We start from the raw sequence: 20,558 nt of genomic DNA, 5'->3' as shown, positions 1-20,558 counted from the left end.
CCGCGGCCGCGTTCATTCCGATGGCATTCACCGCGGCGGTCACGCCGGCGGTGAGTCGGGCAGACTGCGACAACGGCACGTGGTGGGATCCCGTATCCAACAGTTGTCAGGCGCCGCTGGTGCCGAACTGCCCGGACGGCTGGTGGGATCCCGTGGCCAACACGTGCCGGCCCGCGATCGCCACCACCCCGCTCGGGTGCGACAACGGCTGGTGGTGGGACCCGGTCGCCAATGTGTGCCGGCCGCCGGTGTTGCCTCCGCAGTAGCGATTTCGTCGCTTGCACTCGGGCGGCGTTCGGCCGCGAGCGCGTCTACAACTCCAGGTGGCGCTGCTGCGCAATTCGGCCATGACGAGCGAGCGTGCGTGTCATGTCGACCATTTACGGCGTGTTGGCCGGCAGACGCGCACGCTCGCGGTGCAAGGGCTATCCCTCGGCGTTGCCCGCGCCGCGGACCGCCTGTGCGGCCGCCCGGATCTGCGGGGTCACCAACATCACCTGGCCGAGCACACCGTTGACGAAGCCGGGTGACTCATCGGTGGAGAGCTCCTTGGCCAACTCCACGGCCTCGTCGACGGCGACCGGTTCTGGCACGTCCTCGGCATGCAACAGCTCCCAGACGGCCACCCGCAAGATCGAGCGGTCCACAGCGGGCAGCCGCTCCAGCGTCCAGCCCTGCAGGTGCGCCGAGATCAGGTCGTCGATGTGGGCGGCGTGTTCGGTCACGCCGCGCGCCACGGTCACGGTGTAGGGGTTCAGCGCGGTCACCTCGGGGTCGTCCTCAGCCAGCGCGATGCGGCCGTCGGCCACCGCCTCCGGTGTCAGACCCCGAGCCTCGGCCTCGAACAGCACGTCCACGGCGCGCTTGCGGGCCTGGTGACGGCCGCGGTCACCACGACGATCAGGCATACCCGGCGCCCCGATCAGGCATTCACGCGGCCCAGGTAGCTGCCGTCGCGGGTGTCGACCTTGAGCTTGTCACCGGTGTTGATGAACAGCGGCACCTGGATCTCGGCGCCGGTCTCCATGGTGGCGGGCTTGGTGCCCGCGCTGGAGCGGTCGCCCTGCAGACCGGGCTCGGTGTGGGTCACCTCGAGCTCGACCGACACCGGAAGCTCCAGGTACAGCGGGGCGCTCTCGTGGAACGCGATCTGCACGGGCATGCTCTCCAGCAGGAAGTCGGCGTTGCGGCCGACCAGGGCCTCGGGCAGCGGGTGCTGCTCGAAATCCTCGGAATCCATGAACACGAAATCGTTGCCGTCGCGGTACAGGTAGGTGGCGTCGCGACGGTCGACGGTGGCGGTCTCCACCTTCACACCGGCGTTGTAGGTCTTGTCGACCACCTTGCCGGACACCACGTTCTTGAGCTTCGTGCGCACGAAGGCCGGGCCCTTACCCGGTTTGACGTGCTGGAATTCGACGATCTGCCACAGCTGGCCGTCGATCTGCAGGACGAGCCCATTCTTGAAGTCGGCAGTCGATGCCATGGTTCGGGTAGCTCCTAGCTTTCAGTTCACAGGATGGCCAGTTCCTTGGGGAACCGGCTAAGCAGTTCGGGTGCCGTTTCTCCGACGACCAGGGTGTCCTCGATACGGACCCCGCCGCGATCGGGAAGGTAGACACCTGGCTCAACGGTCACCGCAGCGCCAGCAAGCAGTGTACCGGCGGCCGTGGCGTTGATTCCGGGCGCTTCGTGGATCTGCAATCCGACGCCATGCCCGAGGCCGTGCCCGAAGTTCTCCGCGTACCCGGCGTCGGCGATCACCTGCCGCGATGCGGCGTCGACCGCGCTGAGCGAAACCCCGGGTGCCAGCGCGTCACAACCGGCCTCCTGGGCGGTCGCCACCAGCTCGTAGATGTCGCGCTGCCACTGTGCCGCCTGGCCCAGCACGAAGGTGCGGGTGGTGTCGGAGTGGTAGCCCGCGACCAGCGCACCGAAGTCGATCTTGACGAAGTCACCGGCGGCCAGCACGGCGTCTGTCGGCCGGTGATGCGGTATCGCCGAATTGGCCCCGGTCGCGACGATCGTCTCGAAAGACGGGCCGTCGGCACCGTGCTCGAGCATCAGCGCCTCCAGGTCGTTGCGGACCTGACGCTCGGTGCGTCCGGGCCGAAGCCCGCCGCGGGCCACCAGATCGGTCAGCGCCGCGTCGGCCGCTTCGCAGGCCAGCCGCAGGATCGCGATCTCACCGGCATCTTTGACCTCCCGCAGTGCTTCGACCATGCCGGGCGCCCGCACCAGCTCGACGCCGTCGCCTGCGGCCTTGCTCAGCGCGGTGTATGCGTCGACGGTCACCACGTGGCTCTCGAAGCCCAGCCGGCGCAGCCCGTCGGCGGCCGCCCGCCGGGCCAGGCACGGCGCACATGCCCGTTCGATGATCACCTCGGCGTCCGGGCACTGCTGCGCGGCTTGCGTGCGGTAGCGGCCATCGGTGGCGAGCACCGGCGTTTCGTCGTCGACACGCACCAGCAGTGCCGCGTTGGACCCGGTGAACCCGGACAGATAGTGCACATTGACCAGGTCTGTTACCAGCATGGCGGGTAGATCGGCTGCTTCCAGCCGGCGCCGCAGCCGCTCCCTGCGCTGGGAAATAGTCACGGTCTGTGACGCTACTCGCTACGCTGTGCCCTCATGAGTAAGTGGTTACTGCGCGGAGTGGTGTTCGCAACGGCGATGGTGATCGTGCGCTTGCTGCAGGGTGTACTGATCAACGCGTCGCCTCAGAACGCCATGTGGTTCAGTATCTCGCTGGTCGCGGTGTTCACCATCGCCGTATTCATCTGGGGCTACGTCGACGGCGGCGCCGACGCCCGGCGCAATCCCGACCCGGACCGCCGTGCCGATCTGGCGATGATCTGGCTGGTGGCCGGACTGTTCGCCGGTGTCGTCAGCGGTGCCGTGTCGTGGATCATCGGCTTCTTCTACAAGAGCATCTACGTCGAGGCACTGCTCAACGAGCTCACCACGTTCGCCGCGTTCACCGCGCTGCTGATGTTCCTGGCGGCGGTCGCCGGGGTGACGCTGGGCCGCTGGCTGGTCGACCGCAAGGCACCGCCGGTCACCAAGCACGACCACGTCGGCGACGAGCGGGCCGACACCGATGTGTTCGCCGCGGTCAACGCCGGAGCCCCGGCGGAGGACACCGAGAAGACCGGCCCGGTCGAGATCCCCGACCAGCACGACAAGTAACGCCGTGCGCCAGTGGCGCGGAGCCTCAGTTCTTGGGGTCCCGCGCCACTTCTGCGTATGCCGCCGCCAACAGTGACGGATCCGGGCCTTCCAGCCGTCCGGGCTTGCCCAGCCCGTCGAGCACGACGAAGCGCAGCACACCCGAGCGGTTCTTCTTGTCGCCCGCCATGTACTTCAGCAGCTCCGGTAGCGCGTCGCCGTCGTAGCTGACCGGCAGCCCGAGCGCCGCCAGCACCGTGCGGTGCCGGTCGGCGGTCTTGTCGTCGAGCCGGCCCGCCAACCGGCCGAGTTCGGCCGCGAACACCAGGCCGACCGATACCGCCGCGCCGTGGCGCCACTTGTATCGCTCGCGCCGTTCGATGGCGTGTGCAAGGGTGTGGCCGTAGTTGAGGATCTCGCGCAGCTGCGATTCCTTCTCATCGGCCGCGACCACCTCGGCCTTGACGGCGATGGCGCGCCGGATCAGTTCCGGCAGCACCGTGCCGGCCGGATCCAGGGCCGCCTCGGGATCGGCCTCGATCAAGTCGAGGATCACCGGGTCGGCGATGAACCCGGCCTTCACGATCTCGGCCATGCCGGCCACGATCTCGTTGCGGGGCAACGTTTCCAGTGTCGCCAGATCGACGAGGACGGCCGCAGGCTGATGGAACGAACCCACCAGGTTCTTGCCGGCATCGGTGTTGATACCGGTCTTGCCGCCCACGGCGGCGTCGACCATGCCGAGCAGGGTGGTCGGCACGTGCACGATGTCCACGCCCCGCAACCACGTCGCGGCGGCGAACCCCGCGACGTCGGTCGCGGCTCCCCCGCCGAGGCTGACGATGGCGTCCTTGCGGCCTATTCCGATGCGGCCCAACACTTCCCAGATGAATCCGACAACCGGCAGTTCCTTGCCTCCTTCGGCATCCGGGATTTCGATGCGGTGCGCGTCGATTCCCTTGTCCGCGAGGTGGCTTCGAATGGCTTCAGCGGTTTCGGTGAGCGTCGGCTGGTGCAGGATGGCGACCTTGTGCCGACCCTCCAGAGTGCGGGCCAGCTCGCCGAGCAGCCCGGTGCCGATGATCACCGGGTAGGGCGGGTCGGTCAGAACGTCGACGGTCACAGGCTCAGTCATGGTGTCGCTCCGCGTTGCGCGCGGCCAGGGCCGCGGGTGTGGGTATGGCAGTCGAGTCGGCGTGAACGGTGGTGGGGCCGGCCGAATCCTTGTCGGCCGCCGGGGTGGCCGGTCCCCGCCGCCAGCGTGGACGGCGCCGGCGCCGAGGCTTGACGGGCACCGGCTTGGGCGGCTGGCTGTTCTCGAGGCGCGCGACCACGGTGCGCACCACCGCGCCGGGGTTGCGTCGATTGGTGTTGATCCGCATGGTCGACACCCGCCGATAGATGGGTACCCGCTGCGACATCAGCGCGCGGTACTTGTCGGCCCGGTCACCGCCGGCCAGCAGCGGGCGGTTGCTGTTGCCACCGGTGCGGCGGATCCCTTCGGAGGCACTGATTTCCAAATAGATGACGGTGTGACCGGCCAGTGCATCACGCACCCCGGGCGTGGTGATCGCGCCACCACCCAGCGACAGCACGCCGTCATGGGTGTTGAGGGCCTCGCGGATCACTTCTTCCTCGATCCGGCGGAACTCCTGCTCGCCGTCGTTGGCGAAGATGTCGGCGATGGTGCGGCCCGTGGCCTCCTCGATCACCGCATCGGTGTCGAGCATGGTGACGCCGAGCGCCTTGGCCAATCGGCGCCCGATCGTCGATTTCCCGGAACCCGGTAGGCCGATCAGTACCGCTCGGGGCGCCATCAGCCCAGGGCCTGTGCCGCCGGTTCGCGCTCAGCGTCGTCCGGACTTGCTCCTCGCGTGCTCACCGCACGCAGGTAGGCGTCGATGTTGGCGCGGGTCTCCGCCAGCGAGTCCCCACCGAACTTCTCCAGTGCGGCCCGGGCCAGCACCAGCGCCACCATGGTCTCCACGACCACACCGGCCGCGGGCACCGCGCACACATCGGAACGCTGGTGGATGGCGACGGCCTCCTCGCCGGTGGCCATGTCCACGGTGGCCAGGGCCCGCGGGACCGTCGAGATGGGTTTCATCGCGGCGCGCACCCGCAGCGCCTGACCGTTGGTCATGCCGCCTTCCAGGCCACCGGCCCGGTTGGTCGACCGCAGCACCCCGTCCGGACCCGGGTACATCTCGTCGTGGGCGACGCTGCCGCGGCGGCGCGCCGTCTCGAAGCCGTCGCCGATCTCGACGCCCTTGATCGCCTGGATGCCCATCACCGCACCGGCCAGCTGGCTGTCGAGCCGGTTGTCCCCGCTGGTGAACGAGCCGAGCCCGATCGGCAGGCCGGTGACGACCACCTCGACGATCCCTCCGAGCGTGTCGCCGTCCTTCTTGGCGGCCTCGATCTCGGCGATCATGGCGGCCTCGGCGTCCTTGTCGAACGCCCGCACCGGGCTGTCGTCGATGGCTTCGAGGTCCTGGGGCTGCGGCGGCGGGCCCGCATACGGCGCCGATGCACCGATGGAGATGACGTGCGAGATGACCTCGACGCCGAGCGCCTCCCGCAGGAATGCGCGGGCGACGGTGCCTGCGGCCACGCGGGCGGCGGTTTCCCGGGCGCTGGCGCGTTCGAGCACCGGGCGGGCATCGTCGAAGCCGTACTTGAGCATGCCCGCGTAATCGGCGTGGCCGGGCCGCGGACGGGTCAGCGGTGCGTTGCGCGCGACGTCGAGTTCGCCCTCGTCGACCGGATCGGGGGCCATCACGGTCTCCCACTTGGGCCACTCGGTGTTCCCGATCTCGATGGCGATCGGGCCGCCCAGGGTCAACCCGTGCCGGACCCCCGCCAGCATGGTGACCTGGTCCTGCTCGAACTTCATCCGGGCACCGCGGCCGTAGCCGAGACGGCGGCGCTTGAGCTGCGCCCCGATGTCCTCCGAGGTGACCGGCACACCGGCCACCATGCCCTCGATCATGGCCACCAGGGCGCGGCCATGCGATTCACCAGCTGTGGTCCAACGCAACACGCTTGTCATTCTCCCACGTCGGGTTTTGCCCGCGGAAATCCCTGCTCGAGCGTCGCCGGTGTCGTATCGCGGGCGCTGCCGATCGTCTTGATTGTAGAAACCGCAAATACCATGGAGAAGGGCTCATGAAATACGTACTGATGTTCGTCGAAACCGAACAGTTCACGCGCGATATGGCGGCGATGAGCGACGCCGAGCGCCAACGTGCCTACGAGCGGGTCAACGAATGGTTCGCCGGTAACGCCGACAAGTTGCGCGGCGGCAGCAAGCTCAAGTCCGCCGAGACCGCGACGACGGTACGCCTCGACCGCGGCGAGCCGGTCGTTCACGACGGCCCTTTCGTCGAGGGCAAAGAGGTGGTGAGCGGCTACGTCGAGATCGAGGTCGACGATCTGGACGAGGCGCTACAGGCCGCCAAGACCTGGCCGGGCTGTCCGGTGGTGGAGATCCGTCCCATCGACTTCGAGCCGATGTGACCGATGCGGTCAATGACCGGCTGGCCCACGTGGTACGCGAGCACGCAGGCCGGCTGGCCGCGTCGCTGATCCATGTCACCGGCGACTTCGCCACCGCCGAAGATCTGGTTCAGGACGCCGTGCTGGCCGCACTGCGCCACTGGCCTGCGGAGGGAATCCCGTCGCGTCCGGACGCCTGGTTGTTCACCGTCGCGCGCCGCCGCGCGCTCGACCTGCTGCGGCGCGAACAGAACTACCTGACCAAACTGGCCCAACTGCAGTGGCCCGTGCAGCCCGAGCCCGATGAGCGGCTGCAGCTGATCTTCACGTGCTGTCACCCGGCGCTGCCGCGGCAGGCGCAGATCGCTTTGACGCTGCGGGTGGTGTGCGGGCTGACCACGGCGCAGATCGCCCGGGCGTTCCTGGTGCACGAGACGACGATGGCGCAGCGGATCACCCGCGCCAAGCAGAAGATCACGCAGGCCGCGATCCCCTACCGGGTTCCCGCCGACGATGAGCTGGGCCCGCGGCTGTCGGAGGTCCTCGCCGTGATCTATCTGCTGTTCAACGAGGGCTACCTGTCGACGGCGGAGCGCGCGCAGGCCCATGATCTGGTCGATGACGCCGAGTGGTTGGCGTCGCTGCTGGACCAGTTGATGCCGACCGAGCCGGAAGTCGCCGGCCTGCTTGCGCTGATCCGCCTGCACCGCGCGCGGGCCGCCGCGCGCTTCGACGCGGACGGCAACCTTGTCCAGCTGCAGCACCAGGACCGGTCGCTGTGGGACTCCGAGGCCATCGAGCAGGCCGTCCGCGTGCTGAGCCGCGCTGCCGGGCAGCGACGCCCCGGCCCGTACCAGTTGCAGGCTGCCATCGTCGCCTGCCACGCCGAAGCCGGCCGCTGGGAGGACACCGACTGGGAGCAGATCGTCCTGCTGTACGACATGCTGCTGCACCTCCAGCCGTCTCCGGTCACCCGGCTGCACCGCGCCATCGCGCTGCGCTACCGCTGTGGTCCCGCGTCGGCCATGGCCGAATTGGACGTGCTCGCAGACGATCTCGACCACTATCACCTCTATCACGCCACGCGCGCCGATCTGCTGCGCGATCTCGGCGACACCGAGGCCGCCTGCACTGCCGATCGGCGCGCCCTCGAACTCACCGGCAATCCCGCCGAACAGGCGGTCCTGCACGCGCGTATCGCCTGCGCCCAGCGAAAGGAACATCAACGATGACCGACATCACCCGACTACGTGCCGAGCTGATCGACCGCATCCTCGGCAGCACCGGCACCGCACCAAAACTGCTGCGGCAGAATGCCTTCGACAACGCTGACCTCGACGAGCCGATACGTAGCCTGGTCGAGAAAGTCGCCCACCACTCGGATGCGGTGACCGACGACGACATCGCCGCAGCCCGCTCGACGGGCCTGGACGAGGACCAGATCTTCGAAATCGTGGTCTGCGCTGCGGTAGGGCAGGCCGACCGTCAGTACACCAGCGCACTGGATGCGCTGACCCGTGTGACCGGAGGCGATCGGCGATGAGGCTCGACATCTTGGACAACGGACACGGGCTGGGCACCAAAGCCTTGCTGGGCATGATCCGCGTCGTCTCACGCCAACCGGTGGTCGACGCCGTCAAGCTCGCGCTGTACCGCAAGGACTTCTACGGCGCAGGCGATCTCACCCACGAAGCCATGCGCGGCCCGTCGGAGTGGTCGGTCGGCGATCGTGAACTCATGGCGGCCTACATCGCCCATGCCGTGACGTCGCCGTTCTGCGTCGCCGCGCACACCGCGACCTCGGGCCAGTGGTACGGCGATCCGGACAAGGTCACCGCCGCCCTCGCCGATCTCGACACCGCACCCGTCGAAGAGCCACTGCGGGCAACACTTCGCCTGCTGGGCAAGCTGTCTCAGGCCGACACCGTTGACGAGGACGACATCCGCGACGCACTGTCCGCGGGGGTCACACCCGCCCAGCTCAAGGACGCCCTCGCCGTGGGCTTCGCGTTCAACATCACCGCGCGGCTGGCCAATGCCTTCGATTTCGACCTCGCCACCCCCGCGGCGATGGAGGCCGGCGCCAAGCATCTGCTCAAACGCGGATACCGCTGACTCCCCGGCCGCCGAATGTGAACGTGTTCGCGAGATCTGGCCGAATCTTCGCCAACACGTTCACGTTCGGCGGGCTACGCCAACACCAGCCCGATGGCCGCCGCGCTCGCCATGCACATCGAAGGTCCGTGCGGCACAGTCGGTATGCCGCGGATTGCCGCAGCGCACGCGAACGCGGCGGTGAGCAGCGGTGCGCCCAACGCCGCGAGCAACCACACGTCGGGCCCGAACACTCCGGTCAGCGCACCGACACCGACGGCGAGTTTGACGTCACCGCCACCGAGTGCGGCCGGCGCGACCAGATGCACGAGCAGGTAGACGACAACCAATGCGGCGGCGCCCGCGACCGCTGCCGCACCGTGACCGAAACATGTTGCAGCAGCCAGGATTACCGTGCCGCCCGGCAGTGTCAGCCAGTTCGGCAGCCGCCGCTGCCTGATGTCGTAGGCACACAGCACCAGCAGCCAGACCACGGTCACCCCGACAGCCAACACCCCCACTCACCGAGCCTAACCAGCGCCGCAGCCCACCGAACGCAGGAATTGTCCTTGGCGGAAAACCAGTTGCGCGAACGTGGCACAGTCGAAGCCATGCGCGTTCTGGTGACCGGAAGCTCAGGACATCTCGGAGAGGCACTCGTACGCACGCTGCGGGCGCGTCATGCCGACGTTCTCGGTCTGGACATGCGGCCATCCGAGTGGACCGACGTCGTCTGCTCGATCACCGATGCAGAACGGGTGCGCCAGGCCATGTCCGGCGTACACGTCGTGCTGCACACAGCCACCTTGCACAAACCTCAGCTGGCCTTCGTCCCCGGGCAGGCATTTGTCGACACCAATATCACCGGCACGCTGACGCTGTTGGAGGCAGCCATCGCTGCGGGTGTCCGCGCGTTCGTCATGTCCTCATCCACAACAGTTTTCGGTGACGCACTGGTGCCCGCTCCCACGTCTCCGGCGGCCTGGATCGACGAATCCGTCACGCCGGTGCCCAAGAACATGTACGGCGTCACCAAGGCCGCCGCCGAGGATCTGTGCCAACTGGCGCACCGCAACCAGGGCCTGCCGTGCGTCGTACTGCGGGTCGCGCGTTTCTTTCCGGAGGCCGACGACCGACCTGAGGCCCATGACGGCCGCACCGACGACAACGTGAAAGCCGATGAGTACGCGTATCGACGCGTCGCGCTCGAGGACGCTGTCGAGGCACATCTGCTCGCCGCGGACGCGGCTGAACGAATCGGCTTCGGTCGTTACATCATTTCGGCGACCACACCGTTCCGCCGAGAAGACCTGTCTCAGTTGCGGACCGACGCCGCTTCGGTTTTCACGCGGCGAGCACCTCGGGCCGCAGCAGTGTGGGCCGAGCGCGGCTGGCGTTTCCCCAGCAGCCTGGACCGCGTCTACGACAACGCCCGCGCCCGCGAGGAACTGGGCTGGCAACCACGATTCGATCTGACTGCGATCTCAGAAGTGGTGTCCACCGACGGCACCGCGCGCACACCGATGGCGCGACTCGTCGGCTCCAAGGACTACGTGTACAGCACCTACCACCTCGGTGAGTTCCAGCCGTAGCGTCAGCCGAACAGAGCGGCCCGCATGACGTCCTTGGGCGCGGTCAGCCCGGTGAAGAGTTCCACCTGGGTGACGGCCTGGTTCAGCAGCATGTGGAGGCCGCTGATCACCTCGCCGCCGGCCGCGTGGACCGCCGCGGCCAGCGGTGTCGGCCACGGGTCGTAGATGGCGTCGAGGAGCCGCGGCACCCCGGCGAGCACGGAGGCGTACGGCGCGGCGGCATCAGCGGGGATGGTGCTGACCGCGACGGCGCAGCCGGCGACCACGTCGCCGAGTCCGGGGCCGTCGATGGCACACCAATTGCTCTCCACGCCACGTCCCTGCGCCAGTTCGACGAGCGGTGCGGCCTTGTCGGCGTTGCGGGCCACCACGGTTATCCGCTTGGCGCCGAGCTCGGCGAGAGCGAACACCGCGGCCGGGGCGGTACCACCGGAGCCGACGACGATCGCCGCACCCGCGACCGTGCCGAGCGCGCCCGTCACACCGTCGACGTCGGTGTTGTCCGCCCGCCAGCCGCCGGGCACTCGCACCAGCGTGTTCGCCGAACCGACCAGCTGGGCGCGTTCGGTGTGCTCGTCGGCGAACCGCAGGGCGGCGAACTTGCCGGGCATGGTGACCGACAGGCCGACCCATTCGGGCCCGAGCCCGGACACCAGTGTCGGCAGTTGCTCGGCCGTGCACTCGATGCGCTCGTAGGTCCAGGCTGGGAGACCCAGCGCCCGGTAGGCAGCCAGGTGCAGCTGGGGAGACCGCGAGTGGGCGATCGGTGAACCGAGGACCGCGGCCTTGCGCAGAGCGGCGGGCCGCCTATCGGGCACGGCGGCGGGCCCGCTATCTCGCACTGTCGAGGACACCGTTGTGGCGTGCCAGTTCGATGTTGGCCAGGTGCTGGTTGTAGTCCCGGGTGAACAGTGTGGTGCCCTGCATGTCGATGGTGACGAAGTACAGCCAGTCCCCCGGCGCGGGATGCTCGGCGGCGTCCAGTGCCTCGGCGCCCGGTGAGCAGATCGGGGTCTGCGGAAGCCCTTCGCGGACATAGGAGTTCCACGGGGTCGGCTTGGCCCGGTCAGCGTCGGTGGTTGCCACCTCCTGGCGGTCCAGGGAGTAGTTGACCGTGGAGTCGAATTCCAGCTTGCGATGCTCGGCGAGCCGGTTGTAGATCACCCGGGCGACCTTGGAGAAATCCTGCGGCTTGGCTTCCCGCTGCACCAGCGAGCCGACGGTGAGGATCTGGTAGGGCGACATGTTCATGGCTGCGGCAGTGTCCAGCAGACCGCCCTGGGTGTACACCGTGGCGCTGGAGGTGATCAGTGTCGACAGGATGGACTGCGCGGGCGCTGCCGGATCGATGTTCCAGGTGCCCGGCGCGATGAGACCTTCGATCCGGCGATGGTCGGCGCCCATCGCCCCCACGGGTCCGGCCGCCCACTGCGGAATCGACAACGCGGCCAAGGGCGCCGACCCGGCCGCGGTACGCAGGTCGTCGACGGACACACAACGCTGAGCGCCGTCGAGGTTCACGCATGAGGCCTTCGAGATCAGGCTGAAGATGCCGTCTGTGACGGCATTGGTCTTGACGTCGGCGATGTCGTCGAGCTGACGTCCTTCCGGAATGGTGAGCTTGCCCACGCGGTTGCTCGGATCGACCAGCCGCGCAACGGCGTTGGCCGCCGGGATTTCGGTCCGCACCTTGTAGTAGCCCGGCTGGATCTCCGACATGGCGGAGTTGCCCTGGGCCGCGTCGACGAACGCCTTGACCGTGGCCACCACCTTGTGGTCGTGCAGCGTCTTGGCGATCGCGGTGGTGGAGTCGCCGTCGTGAACCTGGATCACCAGGTCGGACACGCCGTCGCCGGCGTAGTCGTTGCCGTTGCCGCCGGAGAAGCTGTGCCACAGCTTCGAGCCGAGGAACACCGCGGCGACGGCCACGACGATGAGCAGCCCCAGTGATGCGGCGCGAGCCATGCGTCGACGACGGTTGATGCGGGCCTGACGCAACCGCTCAGCGCGGCTCATACCCTTGCGCGGTGGTCCCACCGCGACGGGCTGCGCCCGATGAGCACCCCACTTGTCAGACATCCATGCCCTCTCCGCGGCCGTCGTCACGCGCGGCGAGGACTGCCCGCCGCTGATCCAGCCAGCTCTGCAGAATGCCCACCGCGGCCACCTGGTCGATCACCGCTTTCTGTCCCTTCGCACGGACCCCCGCATCGCGCAGCGATCGTTGGGCGGAGACCGTGGTGAGGCGTTCGTCGGCCAACCGCACCGGCGTCGGCGTGATGCGACGCGCCAGCTGATCGGCGAGGTCGATGGCGTCGAGCGCCGACGTGCCCGCCCGGTCAGCGAGGGTGCGCGGCAATCCGACGATCACCTCGACGGCCTCGTACTCACTGACAATGCCGACCAGCCGGCGTAGATGCTTCCCGCCGGCCCGGTCCCGCCGATCCCGCAATACCGTCTCCACCGGCGTCGCCAGAATACCGTCCGGGTCGCTGCTGGCCACGCCGATGCGGACCGTGCCCACGTCGATGCCGATACGTCGGCCGCGGCCGGGGTCGTCGTCCCCCGGGCGGTCCGGCAGCCTCTCCCCGCTGCTCGGCACCGGGCTAGCTCCGGCCGATCTCGGTACGCAGTGCGGCCAACGCCGCGTCGATACCCGCCGCCCCCTTACCGGAACCCTGCGCCAGATCGGCCTTGCCACCACCGCGACCGTTCACCGGTGCGGCAAATTGTTTCACCAGGTCGTTGGCCCGCAACCCGAGATCCTGCGCGGCCGCGTTGACGGCCACCACGAACGGCACCGAGTCGCCCTCGCCCTCGGCGATCAGGGCCACCACGGCAGGGTCGCTGCCCAGCTTGCCCTTGATGTCGCCGACCAGGCTGCGCAGATCGCCGCCCGACATGCCCGCGGCCATCCGCTGCGCCACCACCCGGACCTTGCCGACGAGCTCCGCGCCGGCCGCGGCGTTGGCGGCGGCGGCCCTGGCGTTGGCCAGGCGGACCTTGTCGAGTTCCTTCTCGGCCGCCTTGAGCCGCTCCACGAGCGTGGCCACCCGGGCGGGGACCTCTTCGGAGGGCACCTTCAGCGATGACGCCAGCCCGGCCATCAGGGCCCGTTCCTTGGCCAGGTGCCGGAACGATTCCAGGCCGACGTAGGCCTCGACCCGCCGCACGCCGGAGCCGACCGACGACTCGCCGAGAATCGTCACGGGGCCGATCTGCGCCGAGTTGTGCACGTGCGTGCCGCCGCACAGTTCGAGCGAGAACGGGCCGCCGATCTCGACGACGCGAACCTCGTCGGGGTAGTTCTCACCGAACAGTGCCATGGCGCCCATGGCCTTGGCCTTGTCCAGCTCGGTGTTGAAGGTGTGCACCTCGAAGTCGGCTTCGACGGCCTCGTTGGTGACTTCTTCGATCTGTGAGCGCTGGTCTTCGGAGAGCGCGCCCTGCCAGTTGAAGTCGAACCGCAGATAGCCGGGCCGGTTCAACGAGCCGGCCTGGACAGCGTTGGGACCCAGTACCTGTCGCAGCGCCGCGTGCACCATGTGGGTGCCGGAGTGCCCCTGCGTCGCACCGTGGCGCCACTTGGGATCGACCGCGGCGGCCACGGTGTCGCCTTCGACGAACTCGCCGGACTCGACGTTGACGCGATGCGCCCACAGCGTCTTGGCGATCTTCTGGACGTCGGTCACGGCGGCCCGGGCCGTCTCGGAGCTTCCGGTTCCGGTGATGGCGCCCTCGTCGGCGATCTGCCCACCGGATTCGGCGTAGAACGGTGTGCGGTCGAGGATCAGCTCGACCCGATCGGCCTCGAGGCCTTCGTGGCCGACCACGGGAACCCGTTTGCCGTCCACGAAAATGCCGAGAATCCTTGCCTCAGAGGTCAATTCGTCAAAGCCGGTGAACTCGGTCGGGCCGGCGTCGACCAGTTCGCGGTAGGCGGTGAGGTCGGTGTGGGCCTGCTTGCGGGCCGCTGCGTCGGCCTTGGCCCGTGCCCGCTGCTCGGCCATGAGCGTGCGGAACCCCGCTTCGTCGACCGTGAGGCCCGCCTCCGCGGCCATCTCGAGGGTGAGGTCGATGGGGAAACCGTAGGTGTCGTGCAGGGTGAACGCGTCGTTGCCGGACAGCACCGTGGCACCTGAGCGCTTGGTGGCGGCCGCGGCATCGTCGAACAGGCGCGAACCCGAGACCAGGGTGCGGTTGAACGCAGTCTCCTCGGCGACGGCGATGCGGTTGATGCGTTCGAAGTCGGTGACCAGTTCCGGGTAGGACGGGCCCATCTCGTCGCGCACAGTGGCCATCAGCCGGCCCATGATGGGCTCCTCGACACCGAGCAGCTTGGCCGCGCGGATGATGCGGCGCAGCAACCGGCGCAGCACGTAGCCGCGGCCTTCGTTGCCGGGGCTGACCCCGTCGCCGATGATGATGGCCGCGGTGCGGCTGTGGTCGGCGATGATGCGGTAGCGCACATCGTCTTCGTGGTTGCCGACGCCGTAGCCGCGCGGAGCGATCGCGGCCACCAGGTCGATGACGGGACGCACCAGGTCGGTCTCGTAGACGTTGTCCACGCCCTGCAGCAGGCAGGCGATGCGCTCGACGCCCATGCCCGTGTCGATGTTCTTGCGCGGCAGCGGGCCGAGGATCTCGAAGTCGTTTTTCGAGGTGCCCTCACCACGCTCGTTCTGCATGAACACGAGGTTCCAGATCTCGATGTAGCGGTCCTCGTTGGCCTCGGGCCCGCCGTCGATGCCGTATTCGGGCCCGCGGTCGTAGTAGATCTCCGAACACGGACCGCACGGCCCCGGGATGCCCATGGACCAGTAGTTGTCGGCCATGCCGCGGCGCTGGATGCGCTCGAGCGGCAGCCCGGCCACCTCCTGCCACAGGCCGATGGCCTCGTCATCATCGAGATAGACGGTGGCCCAGAGCCTTTCCGGGTCGAATCCGTAGCCGCCCTCGGAGACCGGGTTGGTCAGCAGGGTCCACGCCAGCTCGATGGCGCCCTTCTTGAAGTAGTCGCCGAACGAGAAGTTGCCGGCCATCTGGAAAAACGTGTTGTGCCGGGTGGTGATGCCGACCTCGTCGATGTCGGGCGTCCGGATGCACTTCTGCACGCTGGTCGCGCGGTCCCACGGCGGCGTGCGGGCCCCGAGGAAGTAGGGCACGAACTGGACCATGCCCGCGTTGACGAACAGCAGGTTGGGGTCGTCGAGGATGACCGATGCGCTCGGCACCTCGGTATGGCCCGCTTTCACGAAATGATCGAGGAAGCGCTTCCTGATCTCGTGTGTCTGCACGTCGCCTCTGCCCTCGTCTTAGTAGATGGTCGCTGTGGGTACCGGTCGGCGTTCACTGCGAATAATTCGACCGCCTTACATTACCGGTCAGCGCGGTCGCCCTGAACAGCGCTGGTCAGGCCCCGAGAAAACTCAGGCGTACCGACCGCTGCGGGTTGTCGCGGTTCAGATCGACCAGCACGACGCTTTGCCAGGTCCCGAGAAGCGGCCGGCCGGCCTGGACCGGCACCGTGACCGACGGAGATACCAGCGCGGGCAGCACATGGTCGGCGCCGTGGCCAAAGGATCCGTGTGCGTGCCGGTAGCGGTCGTCGCGCGGCAGGAGTCGCTCGAGCGTGTCGATCAGGTCGTCGTCGGAGCCGGCACCGGTCTCGATGATCGCCACCCCGGCGGTCGCGTGCGGCACGAATACGTTGCACAACCCGTCTCCGCGTCCGCCGCAGAAGCCCTGCACCGCGTCGGTGAGGTCGACGATGCGGCGCCGTGCGGTGTCGACGTCGATCACATCAGTGTCCATTTGTCCCAGCCTACGAGTCGCCCTGCCAGCCATTGCATGTCGTGATGCCGCGGAGGATGGTGGTGATGGAACCGGTGGCGCCACCGGGGCGCTGCCCCGACAAGAGGGGGTGGATCGTGTTCGCACGCTCTACCACGATCACGGCGCACCGCGAGGCCATCGACGCAGGTATCGCACATGTTCGCGACGAGGTCATGCCCGCCGTCGATGCGGTCGACGGGTGTGTCGGCCTGTCTCTGATGGTGGACCGGGAATCCGGGCGCTGCATCGCCACCACGGCCTGGCGTTCCTTTGACGCGATGCAGGCCAGCGCGCCGATCCTGGCACCGATCCGGCATCGAGCCGCCGAGGCTTTCGCGGGCACCGCGACGATCGACGAGTGGGAGATCGCGGTGGTGCACCGCGAGCAGTACGCCGCTCCGGGAGCTTGCGTGCGGGCCACCTGGTTGCAGACGCGTCCGGAACTCTTCGACAGGGCCATCGACTACTACCGGTCCGCGGTGCTGCCGGCCTTCGACGATCTGGCAGGGTTCTGCAGCGCCAGCCTGATGCTCGACCGCACCACGGGACGCGCGGTGTCGTCGACGACGTTCCGCAGCCAGGAGGCGATGGACCAAAACCGTGACCAGGCCCGGTCGCTGCGCACGACCCGGTTGCGGGATCTCGGAGCCGATCAACTCGACGTCGGCGAGTTCGAGTTGGTCCTGGCCCATCTGCGGGTTCCAGAGCTGGCCTGATGCGGGGCTGAATTGACGCACCCGTTTGCGGTGTCATCAGCCGGGGTATCTCCCTCCCAGTCCGCAAGCCTTGGAGGAGAAATGACCATCACCGGCATCGTCAGCGCAATCCTGATCGGCATCGTCATCGGCCTCATCGGCCGTCTGCTGGTGCCCGGTAGGCAGCCCATCGGGTTCCTCGTGACGATCCTGGTGGGCATCGTCTCGGCGTTCATCGGCACCGCCATCGCGCGGGCGCTCGGGATCCCGACCGACACCAACGGCGTCGACTGGCTCGAACTGCTCGTCCAGGTGATCGTCGCGGCACTCGGCGTGGCCCTGGTGGCGTCGTTGATGGGCCGCCGGCGGGGCTTGTTCGGTGGTCGACGCTCGGGGTTGATGCGATAGCGCTCGTCGGCTACGGCGTCGGCAGCAGCGCGTCCAGCCGTTCGTAGCTGTCGACCATGCCCGATTCCATGCCCGAGGACAGCAACGCGTCCCGGGCTTGGGTGTTCGGGCAGATCGAGCGGCCGCGCAACCGGCTGCGGCCGGCGCCAAGGTCGTCGAACCACATGAATTCGATGTTCACCATGTCCGGTGCGCCCTCGAATTCGAAAGTCTGGATGATGAGTTCGTCCGCGCGCACGGTGTGGAACACGCCGTTGAACCGGTACTGCTCGCCGGCCCGCGCATGCACATAGCGGTAGCCGCCGCCGGTGCGGAAGTCCCAGTGCTCGATCGTCATCGTGATGTCGTGCGGACCCAGCCACCGGGTGACCAGGTCCGGCTCCGCGTGGGCACGGAACAGCGCCGTGACCGGTGCATCGAATTCCCTGGTGAACTCCATGGCGAGGGTGTCGACAGGGACGGTGAGCTCGAGTGCCTTGGTCATTTCGTGTCCTCCTCTTCGATGTTGGCCAGCAGCGCGTCCAGCCGCCGGTAGCTGCGTTCGGCATTCAGTCGGTAGCCGTCGATCCACGCGGTCAACCGCTCCAGCGCGGCCGGGTCGAGGTGGACGGGCCTGCGCTGCGCGTCGCGGCTACGGGTCACCAAGCCGGCCTGTTCGAGAACCTGAATGTGTTTGGACACAGCCTGTTTCGTGATGTCGAACGGCTCGGCCAATTCGTTGACCGTCGCCGGACCGCGGGACAGTCGCGCTACGATCGCCCGCCGCACCGGGTCGGCCAGTGCCAGAAAGGCACGGTCCAACGTGACCTCACCGTCGTCGTCACTCGCCAATAATCAATCTTTCTGTTGATCAATCATTTGGTTGATTACCAAGGTAGAAGCACCGCGGTAACGGTGTCAAGAGGTTTCAGCGCTTGCGACGCACGATGGCGCGCAGCTTGTCCAGCCGGGTGGCGATCTCCCGTTCGACGCCCCGACCGGTCGGCTGGTAATAGTCCGCCAGGACCAAATCGTCGGGCGGATACTGCTGCGGCACAACGCCATCCGGATGGTCATGGGGATACCGGTAGCCGACGGCATGGCCGAGCTTGGCCGCGCCGGAGTAGTGGCCGTCGCGCAGATGCGCTGGCACCGGCCCCGCCTTGCCCGCCCGGATGTCGCCCATCGCCGCGGCGAGCGCGGTCGTCACAGCGTTGGATTTGGGCGCGGTCGCGAGATGCACGGTCGCGTGGGCGAGCGTCAACTGCGCCTCGGGCATGCCGATCAGCTGCACGGTCTGCGCAGCGGCCACCGCGATCTGCAGGGCGGTGGGATCGGCCATCCCGATATCCTCGCTGGCCAGGATCATCAAGCGCCGGGCGATGAACCGCGGATCCTCCCCCGCCACCAGCATCCGGGCGAGGTAGTGCAGCGCCGCGTCGACATCGGAACCGCGCATCGACTTGATGAACGCGCTGACCACGTCGTAGTGCTGGTCGCCGTCGCGGTCATAGCGCACGGCGGCCTTGTCCAGCGACTGCTCGATGATCTCGACGGTGACCCGCTCGCCGGGCTCGGACGCCACTTCGAGCGCCGTCAGGGCCCGCCGGGCATCACCGGCCGAGAGCTGCACCAGCAGGTCGACCGCTTCGTCGGTGACCTCGACCGCACCGCCGAGACCCCGCGGATCGGTGATCGCGCGGCGCAGCACGCTCTCGATGTCCTGCGGGGTCAGCGGTTGCAGCTGCAGGATCAGCGAGCGCGAGAGCAGCGGGGCGACCACCGAGAACGACGGGTTTTCGGTCGTCGCGGCCACCAGAAGCACCACTCGGTTCTCGACCGCCGCCAGCAGGGCATCCTGCTGGGTCTTGGAGAAGCGGTGCACCTCGTCGATGAACAGCACGGTCTGGCCGCCGTGCACGGCCGATCGGCGAGCCGTGTCGATCACCGCACGGACCTCTTTGACCCCGGCCGACAGTGCCGAGAGCGCCTCGAACCGGCGCCCGGTGGCCTGCGAGATCAGCGAAGCCAGCGTGGTCTTGCCGGTGCCGGGCGGTCCGTAGAGGATCACCGACGCCGCGCCGGACCCCTCGACCAGCCGACGCAGCGGTGAACCGGCCCGCAGCAGATGCTGCTGCCCGACGACCTCGTCGAGGCTGGCCGGACGCATCCGCACGGCAAGCGGGGCCGACGAGCCGGCCGACCCCGCACCGGGCGGGGCCAGGGCGCCGGGATCACCGGGCCCCGCGTCGCCGGGCACATCGAACAAACTGTCGGACACGTGTTCTGCTTACCACGCCGCGTCGTCGGGCGACTCCGGCGCCGTCACGAAATCGATCAGCTCCTCCACCCGGCCGATCAGGGCGGGTTCCAGGTCGTTCCAGTCGCGCACCTGAGCGCGGATGCGCTGCCAGGCCCGCGCGGTATCCGCCTGCGTGGCGTACGGCCAGCCCAGCGCCTGGCAGATGCCTTTCTTCCAGTCCGTGCCGCGAGGAATCTCCGGCCAGGCGGTCATGCCGAGCCGGGCCGGTTTGACTGCTTGCCAGATGTCGATGAACGGGTGGCCGACCACCAAGGTGTGCTCGCCGCCGGGGCCGCGCCGCACCGCCTCGGCGATGCGGGCCTCCTTCGAGCCGGTCACCAGGTGGTCGACCAGCACACCCAATCGGCGGCCGGGTCCTGGCGCGAACTCCTCGACGATGCCTGCCAGATCGTCGACGCCGCCGAGGTACTCGACCACGACGCCCTCGATACGCAGGTCGGCACCCCACACCTGCTCGACGAGCTCCGCGTCGTGGCGCCCTTCGACATAGATGCGGCTGGCCAGCGCCACGCGAGCCTTGGCGCCCGCCACGGCCACCGAACCCGACGCCGTCCGGGCCGGCGCGGTTGTCCGCTTCGGGACAGTGAGAATCACCGGTTTGCCGTCGATCAAAAACCCGGGGCCCAGCGGAAACGCCCGTACCTTGCCTCTGCGGTCCTCGAGTTCGACGCGGCCGCCCTCGATGCGCACCACGGCGCCCACATAGCCGCTCTGCGCGTCCTCGACCACCAGGCCCTTTTCCGCGGGCTGCTCGGTGGACCGGGTCAGCTTGGGGGTGTGCGGGTTTCGGGACAGGATGTCGGAACCGTAGCGATCAGTCACGCGGGCGATCCTAAGAACGCCGACGGCAGGAACGCGGCTGCGACATGCCGTCGTGACCGTGCTGTTAAGCCGTGCGGCTCCCCCTTCTCCGGCGAGCAGACATTGCGGTACCGGAAACGCCGCGTGTCGCGGACTTTCACGTCT

The 20,558-nt window shown here is 68.3% G+C and carries 25 protein-coding genes; 9 read left to right on the top strand and 16 right to left on the bottom strand.

All coding sequences use genetic code 11. The features are described 5' to 3' along the window. Positions 1–20 precede the first annotated feature (20 nt). Positions 21–266 (top strand): hypothetical protein, encoded by a 246-nt coding sequence (locus RMCB_RS30965; protein WP_081661713.1) that lies wholly within the window; start codon positions 21–23, stop codon positions 264–266. A 159-nt stretch (positions 267–425) separates the two neighbouring features. On the opposite strand, the gene nusB is transcribed toward RMCB_RS30965, so the two are convergent. The 3 genes from nusB to RMCB_RS30950 are packed head-to-tail and all read right to left on the bottom strand — an operon-like array spanning position 426 to position 2,598. Beyond that, the gene (nusB, locus tag RMCB_RS30960; RefSeq protein ID WP_029372891.1) at positions 426–908 is read right to left on the bottom strand and encodes a transcription antitermination factor NusB; all 483 of its coding nucleotides are present in this window, start codon (positions 906–908) and stop codon (positions 426–428) included. Between the two features lie 14 nt (positions 909–922). Further along, positions 923–1,486, bottom strand: coding sequence for an elongation factor P (efp, locus tag RMCB_RS30955; RefSeq protein WP_029372892.1), 564 nt, complete (start codon positions 1,484–1,486; stop codon positions 923–925). 26 nt (positions 1,487–1,512) lie between these two features. Then, the gene (locus RMCB_RS30950; RefSeq protein WP_062831801.1) at positions 1,513–2,598 is read right to left on the bottom strand and encodes a M24 family metallopeptidase; all 1,086 of its coding nucleotides are present in this window, start codon (positions 2,596–2,598) and stop codon (positions 1,513–1,515) included. 33 nt (positions 2,599–2,631) lie between these two features. Between RMCB_RS30950 and RMCB_RS30945 the strand changes: the two genes are divergently transcribed. After that, a complete protein-coding gene (locus RMCB_RS30945; protein WP_062831800.1) occupies positions 2,632–3,189 on the top strand; it encodes a B-4DMT family transporter in 558 nt (185 codons plus the stop codon). 25 nt (positions 3,190–3,214) lie between these two features. Here the strand turns inward: RMCB_RS30945 and aroB are convergent, their stop codons facing one another. The 3 genes from aroB to aroC are packed head-to-tail and all read right to left on the bottom strand — an operon-like array spanning position 3,215 to position 6,211. Then, complete coding sequence (gene aroB, locus RMCB_RS30940) at positions 3,215–4,303, bottom strand: 3-dehydroquinate synthase (protein WP_062831799.1); 1,089 nt, start codon at positions 4,301–4,303, stop codon at positions 3,215–3,217. Continuing rightward, the gene (locus RMCB_RS30935) at positions 4,296–4,985 is read right to left on the bottom strand and encodes a shikimate kinase (RefSeq protein WP_062831798.1); all 690 of its coding nucleotides are present in this window, start codon (positions 4,983–4,985) and stop codon (positions 4,296–4,298) included. The genes aroB and RMCB_RS30935 overlap by 8 nt, the downstream gene beginning before the upstream one ends. Beyond that, positions 4,985–6,211, bottom strand: coding sequence for a chorismate synthase (gene aroC / locus RMCB_RS30930; RefSeq protein ID WP_062831797.1), 1,227 nt, complete (start codon positions 6,209–6,211; stop codon positions 4,985–4,987). The genes RMCB_RS30935 and aroC overlap by 1 nt, the downstream gene beginning before the upstream one ends. A gap of 125 nt (positions 6,212–6,336) precedes the next feature. Here aroC and RMCB_RS30925 point away from each other — a divergent pair, with 125 nt between their 5' ends. From RMCB_RS30925 to RMCB_RS30910, 4 genes are read left to right on the top strand one after another with little or no spacing between them, the layout of a single operon-like run. Then, complete coding sequence (locus tag RMCB_RS30925; protein WP_062831796.1) at positions 6,337–6,687, top strand: YciI family protein; 351 nt, start codon at positions 6,337–6,339, stop codon at positions 6,685–6,687. Beyond that, positions 6,684–7,898, top strand: coding sequence for an RNA polymerase sigma factor (locus RMCB_RS30920; protein ID WP_062831795.1), 1,215 nt, complete (start codon positions 6,684–6,686; stop codon positions 7,896–7,898). The genes RMCB_RS30925 and RMCB_RS30920 overlap by 4 nt, the downstream gene beginning before the upstream one ends. Continuing rightward, on the top strand, positions 7,895–8,209 hold the full coding sequence (locus tag RMCB_RS30915) for a carboxymuconolactone decarboxylase family protein (protein WP_062831794.1): 315 nt from the start codon (positions 7,895–7,897) through the stop codon (positions 8,207–8,209). Before RMCB_RS30920 ends, RMCB_RS30915 begins: the two co-directional genes overlap by 4 nt. Next, positions 8,206–8,781, top strand: a complete 576-nt coding sequence (locus RMCB_RS30910) for a carboxymuconolactone decarboxylase family protein (RefSeq protein WP_062831793.1) — start codon at positions 8,206–8,208, stop codon at positions 8,779–8,781. The genes RMCB_RS30915 and RMCB_RS30910 overlap by 4 nt, the downstream gene beginning before the upstream one ends. A 74-nt stretch (positions 8,782–8,855) precedes the next feature. Here the strand turns inward: RMCB_RS30910 and RMCB_RS30905 are convergent, their stop codons facing one another. Next, a complete protein-coding gene (locus RMCB_RS30905; protein WP_072278580.1) occupies positions 8,856–9,281 on the bottom strand; it encodes an A24 family peptidase in 426 nt (141 codons plus the stop codon). A 90-nt stretch (positions 9,282–9,371) separates the two neighbouring features. On the opposite strand from RMCB_RS30905, the gene RMCB_RS30900 reads away from it, so the two are divergent. After that, complete coding sequence (locus RMCB_RS30900; protein ID WP_062831791.1) at positions 9,372–10,352, top strand: NAD-dependent epimerase/dehydratase family protein; 981 nt, start codon at positions 9,372–9,374, stop codon at positions 10,350–10,352. A 2-nt stretch (positions 10,353–10,354) separates the two neighbouring features. On the opposite strand, the gene RMCB_RS30895 is transcribed toward RMCB_RS30900, so the two are convergent. The 5 genes from RMCB_RS30895 to RMCB_RS30875 all read right to left on the bottom strand — a co-directional run bounded on the left by RMCB_RS30895 (position 10,355) and on the right by RMCB_RS30875 (position 16,166). Continuing rightward, complete coding sequence (locus RMCB_RS30895; RefSeq protein ID WP_062831790.1) at positions 10,355–11,170, bottom strand: shikimate dehydrogenase; 816 nt, start codon at positions 11,168–11,170, stop codon at positions 10,355–10,357. A 13-nt stretch (positions 11,171–11,183) separates the two neighbouring features. Then, entirely contained in the window at positions 11,184–12,431 is a 1,248-nt protein-coding gene (locus tag RMCB_RS30890) for an endolytic transglycosylase MltG (protein ID WP_062831789.1), read from the bottom strand. Beyond that, positions 12,424–12,954 (bottom strand): Holliday junction resolvase RuvX, encoded by a 531-nt coding sequence (ruvX, locus tag RMCB_RS30885; protein ID WP_029372387.1) that lies wholly within the window; start codon positions 12,952–12,954, stop codon positions 12,424–12,426. The genes RMCB_RS30890 and ruvX overlap by 8 nt, the downstream gene beginning before the upstream one ends. Before the next feature lie 4 nt (positions 12,955–12,958). Beyond that, entirely contained in the window at positions 12,959–15,649 is a 2,691-nt protein-coding gene (gene alaS, locus RMCB_RS30880; RefSeq protein WP_029372385.1) for an alanine--tRNA ligase, read from the bottom strand. Between the two features lie 115 nt (positions 15,650–15,764). Further along, positions 15,765–16,166, bottom strand: coding sequence for a secondary thiamine-phosphate synthase enzyme YjbQ (locus RMCB_RS30875; RefSeq protein ID WP_029372384.1), 402 nt, complete (start codon positions 16,164–16,166; stop codon positions 15,765–15,767). 116 nt (positions 16,167–16,282) lie between these two features. Between RMCB_RS30875 and RMCB_RS30870 the strand changes: the two genes are divergently transcribed. Further along, positions 16,283–16,903, top strand: coding sequence for a hypothetical protein (locus RMCB_RS30870; protein WP_062831896.1), 621 nt, complete (start codon positions 16,283–16,285; stop codon positions 16,901–16,903). Between the two features lie 81 nt (positions 16,904–16,984). Beyond that, positions 16,985–17,290, top strand: a complete 306-nt coding sequence (locus RMCB_RS30865) for a GlsB/YeaQ/YmgE family stress response membrane protein (protein ID WP_029372382.1) — start codon at positions 16,985–16,987, stop codon at positions 17,288–17,290. Between the two features lie 10 nt (positions 17,291–17,300). Here RMCB_RS30865 and RMCB_RS30860 read toward each other — a convergent pair whose 3' ends face one another. From RMCB_RS30860 to RMCB_RS30845, 4 genes are all read right to left on the bottom strand, one after another. Then, positions 17,301–17,774: an SRPBCC family protein gene (locus RMCB_RS30860; protein ID WP_062831788.1), complete on the bottom strand. Its 474-nt coding sequence runs from the start codon at positions 17,772–17,774 to the stop codon at positions 17,301–17,303. Beyond that, positions 17,771–18,121 (bottom strand): ArsR/SmtB family transcription factor, encoded by a 351-nt coding sequence (locus RMCB_RS30855; protein WP_029372379.1) that lies wholly within the window; start codon positions 18,119–18,121, stop codon positions 17,771–17,773. The genes RMCB_RS30860 and RMCB_RS30855 overlap by 4 nt, the downstream gene beginning before the upstream one ends. Positions 18,122–18,197: 76 nt before the next feature. Continuing rightward, positions 18,198–19,550 (bottom strand): replication-associated recombination protein A, encoded by a 1,353-nt coding sequence (locus RMCB_RS30850; RefSeq protein WP_062831787.1) that lies wholly within the window; start codon positions 19,548–19,550, stop codon positions 18,198–18,200. Between the two features lie 9 nt (positions 19,551–19,559). Beyond that, a complete protein-coding gene (locus tag RMCB_RS30845; RefSeq protein WP_062831786.1) occupies positions 19,560–20,414 on the bottom strand; it encodes a DUF3097 domain-containing protein in 855 nt (284 codons plus the stop codon). Positions 20,415–20,558 lie beyond the last annotated feature (144 nt).

The organism is Mycolicibacterium brisbanense (assembly GCF_001570425.1).
GTDB lineage: Bacteria > Actinomycetota > Actinomycetes > Mycobacteriales > Mycobacteriaceae > Mycobacterium > Mycobacterium brisbanense.
This window is presented reverse-complemented; position numbering and strand designations above follow the sequence as displayed.